Source organism: Paenibacillus amylolyticus (assembly GCF_003719335.1).
In the GTDB taxonomy this organism is placed as follows: Bacteria; Bacillota; Bacilli; order Paenibacillales; family Paenibacillaceae; genus Paenibacillus; species Paenibacillus amylolyticus_D.
The window spans coordinates 122249-146150 of record NZ_RIAS01000009.1; the positions used below are offsets into that span (position 1 = coordinate 122249).

The 23902-nt window shown below is 44.7% G+C and carries 14 protein-coding genes and 1 pseudogene; all 15 read left to right on the plus strand.

All coding sequences use genetic code 11. The features are described 5' to 3' along the window. Positions 1-470: 470 nt before the first annotated feature. The 15 genes and pseudogenes from fabZ (at position 471) to metK (ending at position 23828) form a co-directional block, all read left to right on the plus strand. The gene (gene fabZ / locus EC604_RS17140; protein WP_090922893.1) at positions 471-902 is read left to right on the plus strand and encodes a 3-hydroxyacyl-ACP dehydratase FabZ; all 432 of its coding nucleotides are present in this window, start codon (positions 471-473) and stop codon (positions 900-902) included. A gap of 69 nt (positions 903-971) precedes the next feature. Beyond that, positions 972-2693 (plus strand): phospho-sugar mutase, encoded by a 1722-nt coding sequence (locus EC604_RS17145; protein ID WP_123065317.1) that lies wholly within the window; start codon positions 972-974, stop codon positions 2691-2693. A gap of 191 nt (positions 2694-2884) precedes the next feature. Next, positions 2885-4906: a DUF5693 family protein gene (locus tag EC604_RS17150; protein WP_123065318.1), complete on the plus strand. Its 2022-nt coding sequence runs from the start codon at positions 2885-2887 to the stop codon at positions 4904-4906. Then, positions 4882-6039 carry a polysaccharide pyruvyl transferase CsaB gene (csaB, locus tag EC604_RS17155; protein ID WP_123065319.1) on the plus strand — a complete coding sequence of 386 codons (1158 nt, stop codon included), beginning with the start codon at positions 4882-4884 and terminating at the stop codon, positions 6037-6039. Before EC604_RS17150 ends, csaB begins: the two co-directional genes overlap by 25 nt. Positions 6040-6046: 7 nt before the next feature. Further along, positions 6047-6805 carry a WecB/TagA/CpsF family glycosyltransferase gene (locus EC604_RS17160; protein WP_123065320.1) on the plus strand — a complete coding sequence of 253 codons (759 nt, stop codon included), beginning with the start codon at positions 6047-6049 and terminating at the stop codon, positions 6803-6805. A gap of 427 nt (positions 6806-7232) precedes the next feature. Further along, positions 7233-8360, plus strand: a complete 1128-nt coding sequence (locus EC604_RS17165; protein WP_123065321.1) for a glycosyltransferase family 4 protein — start codon at positions 7233-7235, stop codon at positions 8358-8360. A gap of 170 nt (positions 8361-8530) precedes the next feature. Next, positions 8531-12436 (plus strand): S-layer homology domain-containing protein, encoded by a 3906-nt coding sequence (locus tag EC604_RS17170; RefSeq protein ID WP_123065322.1) that lies wholly within the window; start codon positions 8531-8533, stop codon positions 12434-12436. Positions 12437-12641: 205 nt separating this feature from the next. Continuing rightward, positions 12642-12983 carry a hypothetical protein gene (locus tag EC604_RS17175; protein WP_123065323.1) on the plus strand — a complete coding sequence of 114 codons (342 nt, stop codon included), beginning with the start codon at positions 12642-12644 and terminating at the stop codon, positions 12981-12983. 935 nt (positions 12984-13918) lie between these two features. Further along, positions 13919-14438: pseudogene (locus tag EC604_RS30575) on the plus strand (reverse transcriptase domain-containing protein); the annotation flags it as partial. Positions 14439-14621: 183 nt separating this feature from the next. Then, positions 14622-14831, plus strand: a complete 210-nt coding sequence (locus tag EC604_RS30580; RefSeq protein ID WP_240036984.1) for a group II intron maturase-specific domain-containing protein — start codon at positions 14622-14624, stop codon at positions 14829-14831. A 585-nt stretch (positions 14832-15416) separates the two neighbouring features. Continuing rightward, on the plus strand, positions 15417-18434 hold the full coding sequence (locus tag EC604_RS17185) for an S-layer homology domain-containing protein (RefSeq protein WP_123065324.1): 3018 nt from the start codon (positions 15417-15419) through the stop codon (positions 18432-18434). Positions 18435-18591: 157 nt separating this feature from the next. Beyond that, entirely contained in the window at positions 18592-21189 is a 2598-nt protein-coding gene (locus EC604_RS17190; RefSeq protein WP_123065325.1) for a hypothetical protein, read from the plus strand. 197 nt (positions 21190-21386) lie between these two features. Further along, a complete protein-coding gene (locus EC604_RS17195) occupies positions 21387-21950 on the plus strand; it encodes a hypothetical protein (RefSeq protein WP_123065326.1) in 564 nt (187 codons plus the stop codon). Between the two features lie 146 nt (positions 21951-22096). After that, on the plus strand, positions 22097-22372 hold the full coding sequence (locus EC604_RS17200) for an alpha/beta-type small acid-soluble spore protein (protein ID WP_123065327.1): 276 nt from the start codon (positions 22097-22099) through the stop codon (positions 22370-22372). A 253-nt stretch (positions 22373-22625) separates the two neighbouring features. Then, positions 22626-23828 carry a methionine adenosyltransferase gene (metK, locus tag EC604_RS17205; RefSeq protein ID WP_123065328.1) on the plus strand — a complete coding sequence of 401 codons (1203 nt, stop codon included), beginning with the start codon at positions 22626-22628 and terminating at the stop codon, positions 23826-23828. Positions 23829-23902: the final 74 nt, after the last annotated feature.

Here is a 23902-nt window from a genome sequence, read left to right on the forward strand (position 1 = left end):
GAGTTCAGCGAAAACTCCTGCACAGGCAGGAGTTTTCTTTTTGGTGTTGAAAACAGTATAATGATGGATGACGTTTAACGTCAGAAGAGGCCTCCCCTGCGAAAGACATTGCTTGTCATCGCGAAGAGAGACCCCTTATCTCAACCTTCACTACTGCAGTCATGAAGGATATAACTAGTGTTAACCCTAAAACAACATTTCATACAACATTAAAATGAAAACTCATTTATATGAGGATCGACTTGATCATACCCGTTTTTTGTGATCACGATAAGTGGAGGGAAGAGAATCGTTCAAAAGAAGCAAAGCGTACGCGTTTGTCCCAGAATTTTACCCATTACAATGGGATCAAGAAAATTCAGGGACAATGGCGATCATAGAACGATCTCTTTCCGGAACGACCCAAGTGAGCACATAAAAACGCTATGATGGAGAGCCTTCGTATAAACACCCCGAGAGGAGATTAAATTGTGCTTGATATCAAACAAATTCAATCCATTATCCCGCATCGCCCGCCGTTCCTGTTGGTGGACAGAATTTTGGAGATGGAGGACGGCAAACGTGCCGTTGGTTTGAAAAACGTAACGATTAATGAACCGTTCTTCATCGGACATTTCCCTGAGTATCCGGTAATGCCAGGCGTATTGATCACAGAAGCCTTGGCTCAGGTTGGCGCAGCAGCTATGTTGAATTTAGAAGCGAACAAAGGCAAAATTGGTTTCTTGGCGGGACTCGACAATTTCCGGTTCCGTGGCCAAGTTGTGCCTGGAGATACGTTGATTCTGGAAGTGGAAATTACACGTCTGAAAGGTTCGATTGGTAAAGGTCAAGCTACTGCTCGCGTGGACGACAAAATTGTTGCTGAAGGCGAAATCATGTTTGCACTGTCAGACCCAAGCTGATTACATAGGCATAAGAATGAATATGCTGATCACTAGAATTTTTATATAGACGGAAGGGGCTTATTGGATATGGAACAGTTAAGCGCAGCAGCTGCTGAGACGTTGCAACAATGGTTGGAGGATGCTTCTATTGATGAAGCAACCAAACAGGAGCTTCGTGATCTGAAGGATCAACCCAAAGAGCTGGAGGAGCGTTTCTACAGAAATCTGGAGTTTGGTACAGGCGGATTGCGCGGTGTTATAGGTGCGGGTAGCAACCGGATGAACAAATATACGGTCGGTCGTGCGACACAAGGCTTTGCCCGTTATTTGCTGGAGCAACATGGAGACAAGGAAGGCAAACCTTCTGTTGTCATCGCACATGACTCCCGTCACTTCTCACCTGAATTCTCGCTGGATGCAGCACTGGTACTGGCGGCTAATGGTATCGTAGCCAAGCTGTATCCCTCCCTGCGCTCTACACCACAACTGTCCTTTAGTGTGCGCCATCTGCAAGCTACAGGTGGTATCGTTGTAACGGCGAGTCATAACCCACCGGAGTACAACGGATACAAAGTGTACAACCATGAGGGCGGACAACTGGTGCCGCATGAAGCAGAGCAAGTGATTCAGTACATTCAAGAGGTTCCTTCTCTCGCAGATGTGAAAAAAATGACGCGTGAAGAAGCCGAAGCACAAGGTTTGCTGATCTGGCTTGGAGAGCAGGAAGATCAGGCTTTCGCAGATACGGTGGCAAGCCGCAGTCTGAGCCGTGAACTGATCCAATCCGGCATCGGCCGTGAGTTCAAAATTGTATACACACCGCTGCACGGTACAGGTAACCTTCCGGTTCGCCGCGTACTGGAGCAGATCGGGTTCGAGCAATTGTATATCGTTGCTGAGCAAGAGCAACCGGATGCCGAATTCTCTACAGTGAAATCCCCTAACCCGGAAGAGCGTGAAGCATTCACACTGGCGATGAAGCTGGGAGAATCCGTTGGCGCTGACATTCTGATCGGTACAGATCCGGATGCGGACCGTATGGGAGCTGTCGTGAAAGACAAGGATGGCAAATATTTCGTCTTGTCTGGTAACCAATCGGGTGCCATTATGGTACATTATCTGCTCAGTCGTCTTCAAGAGACAGGCACACTTCCAAGTAACGGTGCAGTAATCAAAACGATTGTAACGAGTGAGATGGGTGCAGTCATCGCTCAGCATTACGGTGCAGAAGTGATGAACACCCTGACAGGCTTTAAATATATCGGTGAAAAAATGAACCAGTTCGAAGCAACCGGAAGTCATACCTTCCTCTTCGGATATGAAGAGAGTTATGGCTACCTCTCTGGCAACTATGCCCGTGACAAGGACGCTGTCCTTGCCTCGATGTTGATTGCCGAAGCGGCTGCCTACTATAAGAGTCAAGGCAAAACACTCTACGATGTGTTGCAGGAGCTGTACAATCAGTTCGGATTTTTCCTCGAAAAACTGGAGTCCCGCACACTAAAAGGCAAAGACGGAGTCGCGCAGATTCAGGCGAAAATGACCGACTGGCGTTCTAATCCGCCGAAGGAAGTTGCTGGCATTGCTGTGCAGGATGTGCTGGACTACTCCCTGGGCCTGGACGGTCTGCCGAAGGAGAACGTGCTGAAATTTATTTTGGCGGACGGATCATGGTTCTGCCTGCGTCCTTCTGGTACAGAGCCGAAGATCAAAGTGTACTTTGCTGTGCGCGGTGAGAGCTTGCAAGATGCAGAGGGTCAGATCGAACGGCTGGTTTCGGAAGTCATGTCGCGTGTAGACGCACAATAAAACAAATGGTACTGTAAGAAAAAGATGCAGAAGGCCTCTCCGCACCGTAAGGTTGGTTGGCGGAGGGGTTTTTCTTTGAAATAAAATGGATAGTGTGCTGGCATATTAGAGAGTGTGTTAACACATGCTGAACGTAAGAATTTTAAGAGCAGAACGGGCATTTGGTTCCAACAACTGAGGAGGTACACGTAGTGCGTCAAAAATGGCTTTATTGGAATAACGCTTCCCGGAAGTGGTTGTGGCTCATCGTTATTATTGGTTTGGTGGCATCCATTCCGGTCATCCGTGATCGGGTGCAGACAGAATCTTCTGCGAACAAAGTAGAATTGGTCTTCAACTACCGAGGACTCTTGGATATTTCCGCGTACCAGGCTCACCCGCAAGATTTCATTGATCAACAAATGACACGTCTGAAAGACGCTGGCGTGACAACGATGGCTGTGTTTGAAAGTACGCTGGACGAACTCAAAAAAACACGCCGCTTGATGGTTTACTCAGGTCAGGATCTTGCGAATATGACAAAAGAAGTGATTCCTTCGAATGCGAACTATACCTATGTATTGTTCACATCTGAAGAGAATGCGCAGACCTATACCCCTATTATTGAACAAACGTTCGCTGAGCGTCAGATCCCGGTTCAACCGTGGGAGTATGAAGGTCGCAGCGGCTTAATATTGCAGACACCGCCGGAGAATGCCAACATGCAGCCGATGCAGCCTGACCCGGTTGCGGTGAAAATGCTGCGTGATAAAGGTTTTCATATTTTACCCCGTATCTCTGACACGGTACCTTATAACCAACAATCGATGGAACGTTTGCTCGCCTTCTTCGAAGAGAATGGCGTAACACGTATCCTGTTTGATGGGGATGCAGTGAAAGGGTACAATGATAATGCAGAGATGAAAAGTCTGGATCAGTTTGCTCAGCTGCTGAACAAACATCATATTGGTCTGGCGGCGATCGAAAATCTGAAGAAGCCGCAGGCAGGATTCCAGACGCTGGCTTACAAAATTGATTACAACGTAACTCGTCTCTACTCACTAAGCGATTCGGATGCGAATCTAAAAGAAGATACCATTGCTGACCGTTTTGTGCTGGCAACGAAGGACCGTAATATTCGTATGATCTATATGAATGCTTCACCAAGCCGGAATACGGCCAAAGCGGAGATCACAGATCCGATCGAAAATCTGATCAAAAGTTTGGGCGAGCCAGGACATGCCGTTGAACGTATGGCCAAACATGGCTTTGAGCTCGGACAAGCTGAAGCATTTACTGTGAAAGATTCGTCCATTCAACGGTATGCGAAGCTGATCGCTCTTATCGGGGCAATCGCTTTGATTACACTGATGGTTTCTTATTTTGCACCGGTATTCACCATTGCGGTGTTCCTTCTTGGATTAGTAGGAAGCGCGGGTCTGTTCCTGTTGAAACCTACATTGCTGGAGCAAGGAATTGCCTTGCTGGCGGCCATTGCCGCACCAACTATTGCGATGGTACTGGCTGTTCGTACAGTGAATGCAACACAATTGCGTCAACCGGATGCCCCTGCGGGTCGCCGTCTGGCACAGACCCTTGTTTTATATGTAAGAACATCGATCATTTCGTTCGTCGCTGTACCGTTTGTGATCGCATTATTGAATAGCATTACGTACAGCTTGGTTATTAACCAGTTCCGTGGAGTCAGTCTGCTGCACTTCGCTCCAATTGGTCTGGTTGCGATCTATATTGTATTCTATCGCGGTTCCGGTTCAATCTCTGTGAAACAAGTGAAAGATATGCTTCGTATGCCAATTAACATTTTGATGGTTATATTGGCGCTTGTTGCTGCTGCTGTTGGATATTATTATTTGAGCCGTACAGGCAACGCGGGTTCCGTTACACCATTTGAGATGTTCCTGCGTACCACGCTGGAGGATACGTTTGGCGTACGGCCGAGATTCAAAGAATTTGTGCTGGGACACCCGCTGTTTATCGTTGGCGTGTTCGCCGCTTTAAAATACCGTAAAGTGATTTTTGCGCTAATCATCGCTACGATGGGTCAATTGTCTATGGTGGATACGTTTGCGCATATTCATACACCAGCTGTACTGTCACTGATTCGTGGGGTGATGGGACTCGGACTTGGCTTGATCTTTGGTATCATTGCTGTGGGTGTGTGGCAAGTCGCGGAAGGATGTTGGAAAAAATGGTCACCACTTCTAAAAAGTTAGTCATCTCAGGATACTATGGTTTCCGCAACAGTGGAGATGAAGCTGTACTGAAATCCATTCTGACTGCTCTCCAGGAAGAGAGCCAGCGGTCCAATGTTATCATTGAACCGATTGTACTCTCCATTGATCCGGAATGGACAACCTCGATGTACGGCGTTCGTGCTGTACATCGCATGAAGCTGAAGGAAGTTCGTGAGGCACTTAAGGAAAGTGATGGACTCATCAGTGGCGGCGGAAGTCTGCTGCAGGATGCAACGGGGCTGAAGTCCATTCCTTATTATCTGGGTGTGATCAAGCTCGCTCAGTGGTTGAAAAAACCGACTTTTATTTATGCGCAGGGTATTGGCCCTGTTCACCGTAAAATCTTTAACCCGATGATCAAATCGGTATTCAAATCCTGTACCTATGTATCGGTTCGGGACGAGCAATCCGCAGATTATCTGCGTCGTCTCGGACTAAAGTGGAATCAGATTCATGTCGTGCCTGATCCAGTGATGGGGTTACCTTTGCCGGATGTAGCATCACCAGTACGGGATGAAGCAGACAATTCCACTGCTGGGGAGCAACAAGCTCATGCCAGACTGCCAGTGATTGGCGTGTCTGTTCGTTTCTGGGAAGCGGATCGCAAGGAATTGACAGCTATCGCGGCTGGATTGAAGAAGCTGGCTGCGAAAAAGGCGGTTCATCTGCGCTTTATGCCGTTTCATCTGCCCGATGACGTGCAGGCATCCCGTTTTATTATGGAAATGATCGGCGATGTGACAAGCAAAGGCAGTCAGATTAGCATGACGGAGGATCTTACGGATCCTCAACAAATGCTAGAGGAAGTCAGCCGCTGTGATCTGATGATCGGTATGCGTCTGCATAGCTTGATTTATGCCGCTTCGCAGTATGTTCCGCCAGTAGGGATTTCGTATGATCCCAAAATCGATCAGTTCCTGCTTCGACTGGAAAGCGAGCCTGCGGGCAATACCAGTTCACTGGATGGGGATAAGCTTGCAGAGATGGTTGCTGGACTGCTGGAACAGCGCTCACAGTGGCTGAAGCAACATGAAGATCGTATTACTGTATTGAAGCAGGAGGCCAGAGAGCCTGCCAAGCAAATTATTACCTATTTAGGCCGCAAAGGATGAGATAACAATGAGTCAGACCGGATCAATCCCTACCGTTTCCATCTATGGTATCCCCTTTTCCAAACTAACGATGAAAGAAACGGTGCAGGTGCTTGAAGAAGCCGTGTTGTCCAAACAGCCGCATCAGGTTATCACTGCCAATCCGATTATGGTGATGGCTGCGCTAGAGAATCCCGCGATCATGAAGGTGATGAAGGATGCGGAGATGATTGTTCCGGACGGAACCGGCGTGGTATGGGCTGCTAATTACTGTGGTGATCCTGTAGCAGAACGAGTGCCGGGCTTTGAACTTTTACATGAATTGCTGCGGGTTGGAGAAAACTATCGATGGGGCGTGTATTTGCTCGGTTCGACCCCCGAGGTGATTCAAGAAACGGCGGTTCGGTTACAACAGCAGTATCCGGCTATTCGTATTGTGGGTTACCGCGACGGTTTCTTCGGTTCGGCTGAGGATGAGCAGGTGGTGACCTCTATTCGGCAGGCTGCGCCTGATCTGTTATTCGTTGCTCGCGGAGCGGACACCCAAGAACCTTGGATTCACAAATATAAGCATAGCCTGCAAGTTCCTGTCATGATGGGGGTTGGAGGCAGCTTTGATATCATCTCAGGCAAAATGAAACGGGCGCCTAAACTGTTCCAAAAGTTAAGAATGGAATGGTTCTATCGTTTGCTTCGTGAACCTAGCCGGGCTGGACGGATGCTTGCGCTCCCGAAATTCGCAGTGAAAGTGATGCGGGACAAAGAAAACGTGACAAAAGTCCGTTAAAAACAGGTAATTACGAGATAAATGCTTGTTTTTGCTAGAAATTGAGGATAGCTTTTCAGAAATGATCAGCGTATAATTCATTCCGGCACATACGTGTGTCACTCAAATGAAAACATTTTTTGGTTGCACTAGGCACTCCCGCTAAAGGAGCTGTTACACTTCAATACTACGATTGCAAGAGAACCCTCCGATCGCCCTTATCCCCAAATTTCTATTTATCCTTATTAAGGATGAAATTCGGTGATAATTGCGAACGCTGCGCTTCTACAGGTTTTCCCTTGCACTCTTCGTACCGTGTAACTGTTGCCTCAGAATCAACAATAAATTTTCATCAAAAGTGAAAAACAATGTTTCTTCATATATAGAAAAAGAGAACAGGGGATTTATAATTTTGTGAAGGTATTATAATTGGGGGTCGAATGTTCAAATGGTAGCGATCTTTATCATTGGATTTCTGGTGTCAATGGGACTTGCTTTAGCTCTTACACCACTTGTTAAAAAGTTCGCAGTCCGCATCGGTGCAATGGATACACCGAATGCGCGCAAAGTGCATACCCGGATTATGCCGCGTCTTGGCGGATTGGGTATTTTTCTGGCATTTATTATTACGGTTGCTGCACTGCTTCCGTTTGTCTCTGCTTGGTTTACAACTCGCGATATGAGTTTTGTCAGTGCATTTCTGGTCGGGGGCTCCATCATTGTGTTGATTGGTGCGCTGGATGACCGTTTTGAATTGTCTGCCAAAGTGAAACTGCTTGGACAGATCTTGGCTGCGTCCGTCGTTGTATTTGGATTTAACATCCGCGTAGACTTCGTGAACATTCCGTTTCAGGATGCGTATTCTTCACTCGAAACGTGGGTGTCTATTCCGCTGACGATTCTATGGATCGTGGGTGTAACCAACGCGATTAATCTGATTGACGGACTGGATGGTCTGGCTGCCGGTGTATCAGGGATTGCCATTGGAACCATCGCGGTGATGTCTTTCCTGATGGGTAATACGATGATTGCTCTAATGTGTCTGGTGTTGCTCGGCAGCATTATCGGATTCCTGTTCTTTAACTTCCACCCAGCGAAAATATTCATGGGAGATACCGGTTCACTGTTCCTTGGTTTCTCTCTTGCGATGCTTTCGATGCTCGGATTTAAACAGATTGCAGTCGTGTCCTTCATTACACCGCTGATTATTATCGGTGTACCGCTCTCGGATACATTGTTCGCGATTATTCGCCGTGCGGTGCAACGGAAACCGATCTTCTCACCGGATAAAGGCCACCTGCATCACTGCTTGCGTGAACTTGGTTTCAGCCATCGTCAGACAGTACTGATTATCTATGGTATTGCAGCGTTCTTTGGTGTACTGGCCATTATTCAGTCTTCGGCAGCGATGTTTGAAGCCAACTGGGTAACCTTCGTCGTGATTTGTATCATGATGTTCTTCCTGCAAGTAGGGGCGGAGGTCATTGGACTTGTAAGTAAAACGAGAAAACCGGTGATCAACTTCCTGATGCGTATGCGCGTGAAGCTTAATCCACAGACCCGTTCGAAATCCTAAAAATAAATCAGTTCTTTCCCTGCTATCCTTCAATATTATAATTAGACCCTTGCCTTATCCCGATTGCGGATAAGGCTTTTTTGTTTTTTTTGAGATTTTTACTAAATAATTGGAACCTTTTTGCCGATAAATACTGGTAACTGACTTAAAAAGAGGAGAGATGATACGTAATGCAACAAAGGAAACGGCCGTTGATTTGGATCATGTTGGTCACCATGGTGCTCTCGTTGTTCCCACAAGGTCTATTCGGTGGGTCCGTTGCTTCGGCTGCCAACGCACTGACTACCTACTTTACACCAGATAATACCGCGATTAGTCAAACAGCGGATTTGAACATTGAAGACTCAGCGAATGCAAGATTTTTGACTCGGGATCGAGCTTATCAGACGACCCAAGGGACAATTACAATAACAGGTGCATACGCTTTTGTATCCAAAGATACGATGCGTGTCAAAGTCGAACAGCTTAACTCGGTTAGTTTACCAAGCAATAAAACGAAATGGGAGCCAGATGCTACCCGTTCCAATACCACAGCAGTAACAGCAAGTACAAGTGGTAATAATAATTTTACGGCAAACAACATTACCTTGTTTCCAGGTTTTAACCGGATTACCTTCACTGGTACTCAAGGGTCTGTAGAGCGTTCAGATACGTTTTATGTGTTATATGATCAGGTTCCTTTTATTCAGGACTTCAAAATCTTTACGGACCCAAGCACAGGTTCCAATACATCCTATGGCCTGAATGAAGGTGCACAGACGGTTGTAAATACACAGTTTGTGTCTGTTCAAGGTAAAGTACAAAATGCAATTAAAGTAACCGTTTCTTTGAATGGCGGGGAAGAACTCGATTCGTCTTTGCTTCAAAACGGAACATTTTTCACGCCACAGTTAAAACTAACTGCTGGTTTGAATAATCTAAAATTTAGAATTGCCAACGGCTCGGATTCTATCCTTACCGAACGTGCAGTTTATTACTACGACAAGGATCAACCATTCTCTACGCTCAATGTTTCTTTAACGAGCGGTGGGACTACAGATACGAAATCGCTATTGAACAATATCCCGACATTCTCGAATGCAGCTATAGAAGCCAAGCTTGAGGTTCAGATGGTGCTTCCTTATATCGCAAGCAATAGCTCTTTTAAGGATTCAGGATCGTTCACAGTCAACGGAACAACGATGACGTTCAGCAACGCAACGGAAACCATTATCCCGGGTCCAGACGGATCAACTCCTGAATACCGAATTGTTACATTCACAACAGATAATGCGTATCCGTTACAAACATCAACAACGACACCAACTGAAATTCTGAAGAATCAATCGGTTAACGCCGTTGTAGGACATGGTACATTTAGCTCTGGATATCAAGGGAAATTCACTTATGCTCCAGGTGTTAAAGCTATTACCAATATGTACTATCTTCCAGATTATAGTGGTGGTGCAGTAACCAATAAAGTGCCACTAGACAATGCACAGATTGCTACAGCAGATTTTTATATTTTGGTGGAGTCTAGCCAAGCTATTGCAGGCGAAATGGTAAAAGGTGAGTACCTGCCAACCGGAACAACCAAGCTGACGATTGAAGGGGCACCAACGGGAACGAATGTACCTACCGGTCTATCGAACAATCAAGCGGTCTACTTGGTAAAAAATGTGGCCAATGGCACGCAGAAAATTCGTTTCTATTACGGAAACCCAGATCCACATTACGATGTTACCGTATCGTATGCTGCCAAAAGCTATATTTACGTAGCCAACTTGTATGATGGACAGAACTACACATTCAATTCAAAAACGACCCAGTCCTTAACGGTCAATGGTGAGTTTGTTGGATTCAGCACACTTGTATCTCCTCCATTCACAAGTCAATTATTTGTGAATGGTGTAGCCAGAACTCCTGCTGGTTTTCCAGGTACCAACGGTAAGTTCTCCTTCCCGTTGACTATTGGGGGGACGGGAGAACTTGTATATGGAGAAAATACCATCACCATTACAGGCACGGATAAAGACGGTGCAGGTAAGACTAAGGTGATTGAGAAAAAACTAAGAATCTATATTTCAGACAGCAATGTGTCCAATATTGATAAATTCATGCCAGTACCTGTTCCAACCGATGGTCGTGTGGAATTCAGTAAGCCAGATGTGAGTCTGTACACGCCTGAAGAGATGGTCAACATCTTCAAAGTTACACCAGATTTCATCATTCGTGATGGAAAATATGTTACGAGCAAGGACAGGTACGACTTGGTCTACAAAGGTGGTGGAGCAACGATTGCCAATTTGTATTCCGGTTCCAAGAAAATCTACAGCTATCAAATTCCAGTCTCAGATACACAAGATCCCAATAAGACAACCGATGATGGGCATATTGCTGACTTTGCCGGGAATCAGGATGAATTCATGATCCGTGTTCGGAACTATATCTTTGATGCACCAGGCAGTCATGTGTACACATTAGAGCTGATCAACAGCACGGGAGCAAGAACGACACAACGGTTGGAGATCGTAAGAGAACCCTCTTCTTATCGTATTCTGTCTCCTGTAGCGACAGTAGGACAACAGATTGTCGTTAACAAGAACTATGTTCATTTTGATATTGAAGCAGAAGGTGCAACACAGGTATTGATTGGTAAGGAAGCGGCTGTTAAACGTCCGGATATGGATAACCGTTTTATTCTCGACTATGTAGGATTGTCTCCGGATAAGAACAATGCGATCAAAATCCAGATTACGCGAGATGGCGGCAAGATTAACGATACGGTTAACGTGTTCTATACAAGCACCGTTGGAGTAGATGCACAGTATATGGCTCCGAAAGTGGCTAACAAATATTCTGCATTTAATAAGAAGCTGGAATTGTCGTTCCCGAAAGGAACCATTCTGCAATCCGCTTCCAAATCAAGCAGTGGTGTGATCAAATTCTACCCGGACAACAAAATTTTGTTTGGTATTGCTGATCCGAAGGACGGCGTACTGGAACGGAAAAATGACTACGGCTTTAATATTGGACAGGCAGATCCACGCAGTACGGGAGGACTTTCACCAATCACAGTTCCGACTATTTTGACAGAGATGTTTAACTCTAACCTGACGACAAGCAACTTTGTTCCAGTATCCGATACGTACTGGATTAACGGTGGAATTGGTGAACTTGGAGATAAAGGGACAAGCGGATATAAGCCAGGAACAAATGGGGTAACACCATACTCTCTAGAAGGAAGTTTTACACAATTCCCGACAGAACGGATATTGGTACCTTCTAACCGAGGTACGTTGACTCTTGCTTACGATCCATCGATTGTAGATGAAGTCGGTTCGACCATTAGCGTATTCCGTTACTCCGATAAGAGCAATATCGGACAGTGGGAACCGATTGGTGGAGCTGTGGATACCAAGAAACATACTGTTACCGTTTCTTTCGACGAGTTTGGTTATTACAAAGTAATGAAGCAAAGTAAGAGCTACCCGGATATTACGAATCACCCGTGGGCAAGAAATATTCTAAATGCCCTATATTCCAAAGGCATCATGAACAATTTGCGCTTTAACGCGTTTGGTGCAGATGATCAGACGACACGTGGGGAGTTTGCTACCTTGCTGGTCAAAGGTTTGGATATTCCATTGAAGTATTCGAATACACAGACCTTCTCAGACGTTTCGCCAACAACCAGAAGCGATACGTGGGATTATGCTTCCATTGAGACAGCAGCCAAAGCAGGGATCATAACAGGACTCAGTGATGGATTCTTTGGTGTGGAAGATCCAATTACACGTGAGCAAGCGGCAGTAATGATCGCACGAGCGATGAGCATGAAGCTTGCTGCGAATGATAGTAAACTCGCGGGGACATTGTCTAAATCCTTCCAGGATTCTAATCAGATTGAGTACTATGCCCGTCCTTCGGTGCAGGCTGTATCCAAGGCGAAAATCATGGAAGGCAGCCCTGTGCAGGGGAATGCCAAGTTATTCCTCTTTAATCCGAAAGGTAACCTGACTCGTGCTGAAGCGGGCAAAATTGCTGTAGAATTGTTCAAGAAAGGTACCAAACTTTTCCCTAAAACGCTAAGCTAATTTATCCGATATGGAAATGTTTTAGGAAGAACCTGTCCCTTTAACAAGAAGGGACAGGTTCTTTTTATGGGTAAATATGAGATTGTATAGAATGCATTTATAATAGAAGGAAACGGTTTTTTACCAATAACTATTTTTGTAATTTGCTAGAGATTAAGATACAATAGCGGTAAATACACAATGATCTAGAGGGTGAAGTTAGCTTATGAAACCGATTTATTCTAAGGCCCAACTGGGCTACATGAAGGCAAAGACACAGTTTGAGAAGCAAGCAGTCTTTCTGGAGAAAAAACTGGAAGATACACGTAAGACACAGGAGATATCTCAGGAAGTGATGGAAGGGCTTGTTCAGACGACCGGCTTCCATGATGCGTATAATAATCTGGTTCTAGCGGAAAACGAACTGATCGAATGGTCTCATACAACAATGAAACATGAGAAGACGTATCGTGAGAACCGTATCGCGATTGATGACATGTATTTGAAACTAAATAGTGATCCAAAAATGCGTGCACACATTATTGATTTGGCAATGAAAATTCGATAATCTACAAAACGACACAGGAAAGAGGGCCAACTGGCTCTCTTTTTTTATTTTGGCGTGCCCAGCTAAGCACGCATCTTCTAGCCGGTGAAAGTCCGGTCGCAGGAGGGGCCAAGCCTCTGCGTAGCTAGGATACTTGCGTATGGCGAAATCTGTGCGCAAAAGCGTATCGACGAAAGTACCTGTCAGAGACAGGGCGAGCAACAGGTCCAGGCTGTAACATGAAGTGAATCTTGCCGCGTCGTCAAAAAGGCCTCGCAAGAGGGACAAGAGGAAGCCGAGTCTCGTAAAATTGGACGAAGGCCATGGAAGCTGCGAAGAACTTGGAACAGCAGCGAAGAATCCTCCGGCGTATAGGGAGCAGCATGGAATGAAAGAGGATGCAGTGAACTGGGAAGATCCTCCCCCACACGGATTTTTTTTAGGAATTCGTAAAGAGACATTCTAAAAGTCAAAAAGACGAAGTGAACCGTCAGTGGGAAGGGAGTCCGAGGGGCTCATAGTACCGAAGAACCCAAGGACAACATAACCTTGGGGAGGGAAGGAGCCTGCTTTGTTTATGCTTTTGGAGGAAATACGAGTGAGTGAGTGCCAAACGGCTAACAACACCAAAGGAAAAAGTTCAACAACTCCAAGAAAAGCTAGGTCATGTGGCCAAGAAGAACAGCAAGCATAAATTCCATGCGTTGTATGACAAAGTTTACCGGTGGGATATCTTGCACGAAGCCTGGAGACGAGTGAAAACGAACAAAGGAGCGGCAGGTGTAGATGCGGTGACGCTGGCAGACATAGAGGAACAAGGAGAACAGACCTTTCTCAAGGACTGTGAAGGAGCGTTGAAAGAAGGCAAATACCATCCGCAGCCTGTACGGCGGCACTATATCCCAGAGAAAGATGGGAAGCAAAGACCGCTGGGCATACCCACTGTGCGTGACCGAGTGATCCAGATGGCAACAAAACTTGTGATTGAGCCCATCTTTGAAGCGGATTTTGAGGATGTATCCTTTGGATTTCGTCCGAAACGGAGTGCGAAAGGAGCGCTGGAACGAATACGGAAAGCCTGTAACCGCAAAGGGAATTGGGTAGTCGATGTCGATATCCAAGGGTACTTCGATAACATAAATCAAGAGAAGCTGATGAAATTGGTGCAGATGCGCATCAGTCATCGGAGGATCTTGAAGTTAATCCGGAAGTGGCTTGGAACGGGAATCATGGAAGAAGGAAACGTACGGCGCGCTGATGTAGGGACACCGCAAGGGGGGCATCTCTCCACTGCTTGCGAATATCTATTTGAACTACCTTGACCGATTGTGGGAGAAACACGGAAGTGGAGTGGGAGAATTGACAAGGTATGCAGATGATTTTGTGGTGGTGTGCAAAACGAAAAAGGACGCGGAACATGCGTATGAACTTATACGCAGAATCATGGAGCGTCTGGAACTCACCCTGCACCCGACTAAAACCCGCATGGTAGGCCTATGGACAGGAGAGGAAGGATTCGATTTCTTAGGGATGCACCACCGAAAAACAAAAGCAGAAACGTTGCAAGGGAAGGGATATTACACCACGCAACAATGGTTAAGCAAAAAGGCAGAAGAACGTATTCGTGGAGTGGTTAAAGAGCGATTATGCCCGCCAAGTATGCGATCCAAATCGTTTGAGGAACAGGTGAAATGGCTCAATCCGAAGATCCAAGGATGGAGAAATTACTACTACACGAATTACAGCCAGAAAAGATTAGCGAAGCTGGACTGGTATATATTGCAACGGTTAACCCGATGGTACGCGAAGAACAGGCAACGCAGAAAATGGATGGGTTCAATAGCAGAGGTCAAATATATCGCTGCTTAATATGGATTAAAAACGATGTTGTAATTTGCATGCCCATGGATGAAAAACATCGGAAAGCCGTATGAGGGAAAACCTCACGTACGGTTTGATGAGGAGGGGCTGGGTCATACCAGCCCTTTACTCTAGAATTTTGTGGAATTTGTCGCTTCATTGTCAAAAATAGAGGGTATAAATAAACGTCCATTGCATTTCTGACTCCTTCATGTTGCAAGGAATGAATCAGCAAAGTGGCGTTACGACTGGTTTTGAACGCGCTAGAAACCCGCATTGCATCAATACATAAATAAGTTCAAAACTTTTTTTGAAGAATGCGCAACTTTTTGAAATCTACTGCGTTTAAGATGTAGAGTCAAAAACATTGGGGAACTTACCAAGAATGACCTCGTGAAGAATCTTGTCTATTTATTAGAAAAAATTGCTTTACGGCACGAGAGACCCATTGTATAATACGTAAGGTAGGATTAGGAAACTACTCTATTTACGTGTGATTCTATTATTATTCTAGGTAACAAGTTTCTGTGATATGCTCACAGACATCATTTATATTAACTTGCTCAGAACTCTGGAAAGGGGGTGCAACAATATATGAGGAACACGAGCGACCCTATTAAAGAAAATTTAAATGTTATGAACACCCAAGGAGGAGAAAAAAAGGTTATGAAGAAAATTTTATCCGTAGCATTGTCTACAGCAATGGCATTCTCAATGTTTGCTTCTGTAGCATTCGGTGATACAGCAGTTTCCCCGCAACAACAATTTGATGCATTGAAAGCAAAAGGTATCTTCGAAGGCTTCCCTAACGGTACAGCTGGATTGGATCAAGAGATGACTCGCGGTCAATTCGCAAAAGTTATCACTAAATTGCTTGGTTTGAAAGAAGTAACTGGTCAATTGTCTTACAAAGACAAAAACTACACAGCTAAAAACTGGGCTGTACCTTACATCGAAGCGGTAACTGCTGCGGGTATCATGCAAGGTAAAGACACAACTAAAAAAATCTTTGACTTCAACGGTAAAGTGACAATCGCTGAAATGGCGACTATCCTTACTCGTGCGCTTGACCTGGAAGTTCCAGCTGAAACAAACAACAACGCTCCAGAATGGGCTAAAAAAGACGTTCAAGCAGCAATCAACGCTGGTCTGGTAGATGCTAACGCTAACTTCACAGCTAACGCTTCCCGCCAATTGTTGGTAGGTGCAGCTTATGCAGTGGATCAAGCTCAAAGCATTAAAGTTACTTCTTACGAAGTAAGCGAAGCTGGTAAAGTTGTTACTTTCAAAATCAGTGATGGTGAATCCGTTAAAGTAACTTTGGATAAAGCTCTCGAAGCTAACAAAGAAACTGAAGTGAAATTCACTTACAAAGAAAAGCAATTCACTGAGAAAGTTACTTATGTAGTAACTGAAGCAACTAAATTGCAATCCGTAACTGCTGACAACTTGAAAGAAGTAACACTTACATTCGACGGTAAAGTTGATAAGTCTACTTCTGAGTTGAAAGACAACTACAGATTGAATGGTAACCTGACAGTTAAATCTGCAGTGTTAAGTGCTTCTGGAAACCAAGTGGTATTGACTTTGGATCAAGACCAAGCTTTCAGAAACCAACAAAAATACACTGTAACAGTTACTGGCGTTAAAGCTGGTACTAAAACAATTGAAGCAAGCAATGTTGAGTTTACTCCAGTAGACAACAAGCTTCCTGAAGTTGTAAGTGTAACTGGTTTGGGAACTAAAGCAATCAAAATCATCTTCAGCGAGCCTGTAAAACAATCCTACACTAACAACTTCCAAGTTGATGGTCAAGGTTTCTACAGCTCTCCAAATGTTGAAGGTCGCGAGGTTATTCTGAAATCCAGCTCTGCTTTGACTGTTGGTGAGCACACTCTGACAGTAACTGGCGTTGAAGATTTCGCAGGTTTCAAATCTTTGAAATCCGACCACAAGTTCTCCGTTGTTGAAGATAACACTGCTCCAACAATCGCAGAAGCTACTGCAACTTTGGAAAAACTGACTGTAACATTCAGTGAGGATATCGATGATTCTACACTGGACAAAGCTAACGTTTATCACAAACGTGGTGATTCCAAAATCAACCCTAGCAGAATCGTAAGATTGTCTGCTAACAAATATGAGTTCTACTTCGATACTGATAAAGCATTGCCTTCTTACGAAACTACAATTTTCGTAGAGAAAGTAAAAGACTTCTCTGGTAACGAAATTACTCAAACATCCAAGCTGGTTAAAGCTGAAATCGATACAGAGCGTCCACAAGTTCTGGATGCACGTGTAACGACTGGAAACAAAAAACAATTGGCTTTGACTTTCAGCAAGCCACTTGCAAATCAAGATTTCTTGAAATTGATCACTGTTAAAGATAAAGACGGTAAAGTTCGTCAAATCTCTAACGTATCTTTCAAAGATTCTTCAACTAAAAATATTCTCTTGGTTGACTTCTTCTCGGATCTTCCAGAAGGAACTAACACTTTGAATATTGCTGGAGTTAAAGACGCTACTGTTCTTGGTAACGTAATGCTGGATTACAACACTACATTTAATGTAGGTGACACTACAGCTCCTAAGGTTGCTTCGGTATCCTTCAACGTTTCTGACAACACACGTCGTGCAGTAATCGTATTCGACGAGAAAATGGATCCAGAATCCTTGTTGAATCGTGCTAATTACTCTCTGACATTCGATGGCACTGAAATTGGTCTGCCTAGCGATGCTTATCTGTCTGTAACACAAGACGGCAAAGCAGTTGTAATCGAATTGCCAGTAACAATCAGCAACAAAGACGTTACTAAAGATCGTTTGACTAAAATCAGAGTACAAGGCGTTAAAGATGTAGCAGGTAACTACATTGCTAACTTCAACAAAGAGTTGGTATTGAGTGATTATGCTAACATTGCAACTGTTAATTACAACACTGACGGTAACACTGCTTCCCTGACAGGAAAACGTGATATCAAAGTTAAATTGAATCAATCCGTATCTCGTGTTGTTAACAAAGATGCTGTAAAAGTATCTGGTTACAATGTAACTGATGTTGTTGCTAACGATACAGATACAATCACAATCAAAGTTGATCGTGATATCTACTCACCAGCAGGCTTGACTGTTGCATTCGATGCTAATACTAAATTCATCGGTGCTGCTCAAAACGAAATCACGTTCGTTGGTGCTGTAACAATCAACTCCAACATTAAAGATGAAGTTGCACCTGAAGTAGCAGATAACCAAAACATTTATGCTACAACTGTTACTGGTTCAACTTACAGTGCAAAAGTTAACGTTACAGAGAACTTGAAAAAAGATGCTGCACTTGTTAATCTTTATGCACAAGATCTGGTTGTAACTCGTCTGTCTGATAACAAAGTTGTACCAGCTTTGTCTACTCAAAATGACTTCTACTATGAAGTTGTGGATGTTACTGATGCAGTAGCAGGTACTACTCCGGCTGCTCCTTACTTCATCGTGAAAATCGTTGACGCTAACGGTAGCCCAGCTGGTTACTCCATTGAGATCAAAGATAACGCTAAGTATATCCAAGATACTCAAGGTAATGTAATCAAAGCTAAAGGTGCAGTTAGAACTCAATAATCTATCGCACAATATGAAGAGTGGTCTAGAGATTTTTCTCTAGGCCACTTTTTATTATTTTAGGTAGTTATTGATATTTCACAACAACATCGTAACTTTCTTTCCTCTTCAAACGTTTATACTATATAGCAACAAGCAACTTATGGGAGGTTTGGAAGTGGATCAAAAGAAAATGGTTGTGAGCTTGCTCGCAAGTGCGATGTTGATCAGTTCAACGGCTGGTGTAGCGATGGCTGCAAATACAACAACGAAATCATCTGCCGCAAGTAGTAGTAGTGCAACGAAGAAAACAACAACACCGAAAAAACAGGTTGTACATACTCTGGGGAACCTGGCCCCTGTTAAAGTGACTGCACGCAGTACTGTAAGATTAACGGATGTGAACATTCTGGCTCAGGATGATGGTAACGTCGTGACATATACGCTGTCGTATCAGAATAATGACAGTAAACCTCTGATGATGATTGATTATTGGAGTAAGGTAAAGACAAGTGGAGGCACAGTGTTTTCCCCTAAACTGATTGCCAAGGATCAGGAAAAGAAATCGATATCCCCTGGTTCCACGGTAGAACTGACTTATGTCATGAAGGCGGGACGTGAAGTGAAGATCAGTGATCTGAACTTCCTCATCGTGAAATGGGATTTTAGTCAAGCTAACTATGAGCGAACACTGGGAAAGTTTAATGTGCCTGCCTCCTATAGCATTACTACACCTGTGGGTAAGCCAAAGACGGTTCGGCTGAGTGACTCTGCGGTGAAGGTTAAAGTCTCTGGCATCAAAGTCTATCCAGGTGAAGATAAGAATCAGTATGTGAAAATTGGTGTGAATTTAAACAACATTAGTTATAAATTGCTGGAAAATCCAAATATCAAATGGATTATGCGTACACCGGGTGGTGTGAACTATCCATTAACTCCGGACAAAGAAAGTGCAACAGTGAGCATTCAGGCCCAGGCTAACAAGTCTCTTGTTCTGATGGCTTCGCTTCCTACGTCCGTGAATTTTCAGAAATCCGAGTTATTACTCGTAGAGGAACAGGGTGAAGAGAAAAGTGTGCTTCCTGTAGCGGCGATGCAGCTTCCAGAAGCAAGTAAAAGCAATGTCAATGTAGTAGCAAACCAGCCTAATATTATTTCGATTGATGGACAGCCTCTGTCTACTTTGCTAACCTCATCCAGAGTTCGGATTGAAGATGAGGAATATACGTTAAATATGCAGATGGTGCTGAAAAACGAAGGAAAAAAGGTCATAAAAGTGCCGACGTATTCATTCGAGATCCGTACTGAAGATGGAACGGTTAATCCAATTGAAACGAAAGCGTTGGACAACTTGAAATTGAACCCAGGCGATATCAAAACGATTAAGCTGAGTGGAACATTCCAAGGGGATGGAGACACGAGCAAGATGAAGTTGTATGTGATGAGCCCTAAGGATAAGACCGAGGGCACGGATACGACAACGGCAACTCCGGCGAACGGATTGGTCTTCTCTTATCCTGTTGGGGTCTATACTTTGCCTGAATCACCATCCAGCGGAGATGCTCTGACTACAGAAACGGTCATCAAAAATAACAAAGGAACATTTGGCGTATCAATCGGTTCGTTACAACGTCTGCCATGGTTGGATAGTGATATTGTTGCAGCTAAGGTAACGATCCGTAACGCATCAACCAAAACGGTACAACTTCCTGAACTGGAGGCAATGTTTACAATCGATTCAGCTCAAATCGATGGAGATAAAAAGTTAATTTACACGCAATCCGGCAAACTGTTGGGCGCAGGTATGACAACTGAAGCTTATCTGTTAACTAAAATCCCATCGGATCTACGGATGTCTCGTCTGGAACTCAGTCTGAACGAAAAAGTGAGCGAAGAAGAAACCAATGAATGGATCACATTGAATACCTCTGGACTCATTCAACCTGTATCCTTTGTTGCCCAAGGCAAAACGTACACATCTGGTACAGGCGATAAAGAAACGGAGATGGGTGCACGCAGAACGATCCGTTATCCAGGGGCTTCGTCGGATATTGTGTATACCGAATTTGAGATGACCAATAAATCATTGCGTCAGAGTGGCCTTGGTAAGCTGGTTGCTTACTATAAAACAGCAGATGGTCAGTACTATAAAGCTACAGCAAAACAATCCGAACGTCTGCCTGGACCTGGGCAGAAGTCGATTGTAACCTTCTGGGCCAAACTACCGAAATCTATTACATTCTCTGACTTGAAGCTGGTCGTAGGTGAAGGAGTCGCTGATGGTAAATTTGTAACGGGTGAAGGAGAAGCATCAGCTTATGTTAATGCTATGTCATTTGAAGTTCCGCCAGTCTCTGTTAATGTACTAGGTTCCCTCAGCAACATTGATCTCTACCCGTATAATCTGACAGCGAATAGTGTGCGTGCTTATCTGGCAGGCAGTACGTCTGTACAGATTGAAATGAACTATACACTTACTCGTAACGAAGAGACAGAGATGGCTGAGAATGAACATAAACTAATTCTCACACTTACGGATCAAGCTGGTAAATCGTATGAGAAAGAATTGACATTGGGAACGGACATTAAAGTTGGCAAAAACCAAACCCTGACATGGAGTATTGAAGATAGCTTCTTCGAGAAGCTGCGCGGAGGTTCATATCGTCTGAGTCTGGATGATCAGTTCCAAGGACAGCGTTTACGTCTCGCGGAGCAAACCTACGGATATGACCTGACAAAGCTGCCAAAGGAAGAACCTACAAATGCGTCAGAATGATCTATAAATAGATCGATTTGAAATGATAAAAACTGGTATTCTAGTTACAAAAGAAGTGATTTGATAACGAGCAATTTTGATATTCAAGAACAGAAACCTCGCTTACCCATGCAGGGAAGCGAGGTTTTACTTGTCCCATCGTACCTTTTTCTCTATAGTTAAAGTTAATAGATTACCAGAGGAGGAACAAATTAAAGATGAAACCCTATATGAAAGTATCTCTAGCTGCACTGGCGATTGGTGTTGGCGTGTGGGTCGGGGCGGTATATAATGATACAGCCATTGGCGCAGGCACAAGTCAGCCGGGAACGGCAGATGATCCAGTGGTAACGAAGAGTTATGTGGATCAGCAGATTCAGAAGGCGCTGGGTGGAGGTGCTAGTACAAGTCCAGGCACATCCACTGGCAACAATGGCTCGACAGGAACAGGCAACACAGGCGGATCGAGCACCAATCAGGGATTACCGCCGCTGGTATCGGGTGCAACTGATGCTGTAGAGATTGTAACCGTGAAGCCGGGTCAACAGCTGCTCGGCAAATCTGGCGCGGAGTTCATTGTACGTAGCGGTAAAGCTGTGATCGTCAGTGAGGGTACAAATGGTGTAGCCGATCTGACGGATGGGGTAGACCTGACGAATGGTCAGGCAGCACCGACCAATCACCTGCTTTCTTTTCCAAGGGACGGACGTGGCATTACGGTTCTGGATGGTAACAAATACAGCTTGACCGTCATGGTACGTGGTGGATATACGTTGAAATAGGTTGTGCAGTTTGATGTGGAATTATTCTTTTTCATTACTTATTATTGCTCAGATTAACCAGTTCTAACAATCATTAATACGGCTAGCCGGGCTTGTCTCTGCTCACTCTATACTTGTAGACAACCAACAAACGGAGGTGCAGGAACATGGCTAGAAATAATAAGAAGGTCGTACCGGAAAGTCGTCAAATGCTCGATCAGATGAAGTACGAAATTGCTGCCGAGTTTGGTTTGAATGTAGGTTATGGTGGGCGTGGGAGTCTGACTGGTGTAGATACGGAGTTCGGGGGAGAACTCGGCGCGATGAGTGATCATTCATATGGGCAGTATAAAGGCTGGGGACATCTCACATCCAGGGAGAATGGATCGGTCGGTGGAGAGATTACAAAACGCTTGATTCGTCAGGCACAGCAACACCTCTAGAACTCATACGTAACGTACCCTGAATTGACACCACTTGACAAATACGATAAGATGGCAGTTGAGGTATGCAACCTTTTCCACTAGGGAAAGGTTGATTTTTTGTTAAGGCAATTACCTGAAAAATCCTTGTCTTCGTTATTGCGGATCAGTGTCCTTATTATACTGTAAGCTTCTTCGAGGGTATAGTGAACGAATCGCCGTTATGTTTTGTTCGGGCAATCGCCATACTATCGTTATGGGAGGTTGAAACTTCATGTCTATTAAAGGCCGACATCTATTTACATCAGAGTCTGTAACCGAAGGACATCCGGATAAAATCTGCGATCAGATCTCCGACGCCGTATTGGACGCGTTTCTTGCGAACGATCCAAACGCTCGTGTAGCGTGCGAAGTTTCGGTAGCAACAGGTCTTGTACTTGTTATTGGCGAGATTAGCTCTGCGTCTGAATATGTGGACATTCCGGCAATCGTACGGAATACAGTAAAAGAAATTGGGTACACACGTGCCAAGTACGGTTTTGATTATAATACATGTGCGGTACTGACGTCACTCAACGAGCAGTCCGCTGATATTGCACAAGGTGTCAATGCTGCGCTGGAGCATCGTGATCCAGAGCAAATGGCGCGTGAAACAGAGAACATTGGTGCAGGTGACCAAGGTCTGATGTTTGGTTTTGCAACAAACGAAACACCAGAACTTATGCCACTGCCAATCGCATTGTCTCACCGTATTGCACGCCGCTTGGCGGAAGTGCGCAAGAACGGTACGCTGGAATACCTTCGTCCAGATGGTAAAACACAAGTGACGATCGAATATGATGGTGACAAGCCGGTACGTGTGGATACAATCGTTGTTTCCACGCAGCACGCTGAAGAAACAACACTGGAACAAATCCAGAAAGACATCAAAGAGCAGGTAATCCTGCCTGTTGTTCCAGCAGAGTTGCTGGATGAGCAGACGAAATACTTTATCAACCCGACAGGGCGTTTCGTTATTGGCGGACCACAAGGGGATGCAGGACTGACTGGACGTAAAATCATTGTTGATACATATGGTGGTTATGCACGTCATGGCGGTGGTGCGTTCTCAGGTAAAGATCCAACAAAAGTAGACCGTTCTGCAGCTTACGCGGCTCGTTATGTAGCAAAGAACCTGGTTGCTGCGGGTCTGGCTGACAAAGTGGAAATCCAGCTCGCTTATGCGATTGGTGTAGCTAATCCGGTATCTATTAACGTAGATACATACGGAACAGGCAAAGTCAGCGAAGAGAAGCTGGTGGAACTGGTGCGCAACAACTTCGACCTTCGTCCGGCTGGCATCATCCGTATGCTGGATCTGCGTCGTCCGATCTACAGACAAACAGCTGCTTACGGTCACTTCGGCCGTACAGATCTCGATGTTCCTTGGGAACAAGTGGACAAAGCAGAACTGTTGAAAGCACAAGCGGGTCTGTAATACGTTCGGGTAAACATAAAGCTCTTGGTTCCGTTCAGGAACCGTGGGCTTTTTTTTCATGAATTTCTGAAAAT

Excerpts from the sequence above, each read along its gene's own strand:
- EC604_RS17145 (WP_123065317.1), top strand. The coding sequence starts at position 972 with ATGGAACAGTTAAGCGCAGCAGCTGCTGAGACGTTGCAACAATGGTTG.
- EC604_RS17195 (WP_123065326.1), top strand. The coding sequence starts at position 21,387 with ATGAAACCCTATATGAAAGTATCTCTAGCTGCACTGGCGATTGGTGTT.
- csaB (WP_123065319.1), top strand. The coding sequence starts at position 4,882 with ATGGTCACCACTTCTAAAAAGTTAGTCATCTCAGGATACTATGGTTTC.
- metK (WP_123065328.1), top strand. The coding sequence starts at position 22,626 with ATGTCTATTAAAGGCCGACATCTATTTACATCAGAGTCTGTAACCGAA.
- EC604_RS17165 (WP_123065321.1), top strand. The coding sequence starts at position 7,233 with ATGGTAGCGATCTTTATCATTGGATTTCTGGTGTCAATGGGACTTGCT.
- EC604_RS17170 (WP_123065322.1), top strand. The coding sequence starts at position 8,531 with ATGCAACAAAGGAAACGGCCGTTGATTTGGATCATGTTGGTCACCATG.
- EC604_RS17200 (WP_123065327.1), top strand. The coding sequence starts at position 22,097 with ATGGCTAGAAATAATAAGAAGGTCGTACCGGAAAGTCGTCAAATGCTC.
- EC604_RS17175 (WP_123065323.1), top strand. The coding sequence starts at position 12,642 with ATGAAACCGATTTATTCTAAGGCCCAACTGGGCTACATGAAGGCAAAG.
- EC604_RS17185 (WP_123065324.1), top strand. The coding sequence starts at position 15,417 with ATGAGGAACACGAGCGACCCTATTAAAGAAAATTTAAATGTTATGAAC.
- EC604_RS17160 (WP_123065320.1), top strand. The coding sequence starts at position 6,047 with ATGAGTCAGACCGGATCAATCCCTACCGTTTCCATCTATGGTATCCCC.
- EC604_RS30580 (WP_240036984.1), top strand. The coding sequence starts at position 14,622 with ATGCGATCCAAATCGTTTGAGGAACAGGTGAAATGGCTCAATCCGAAG.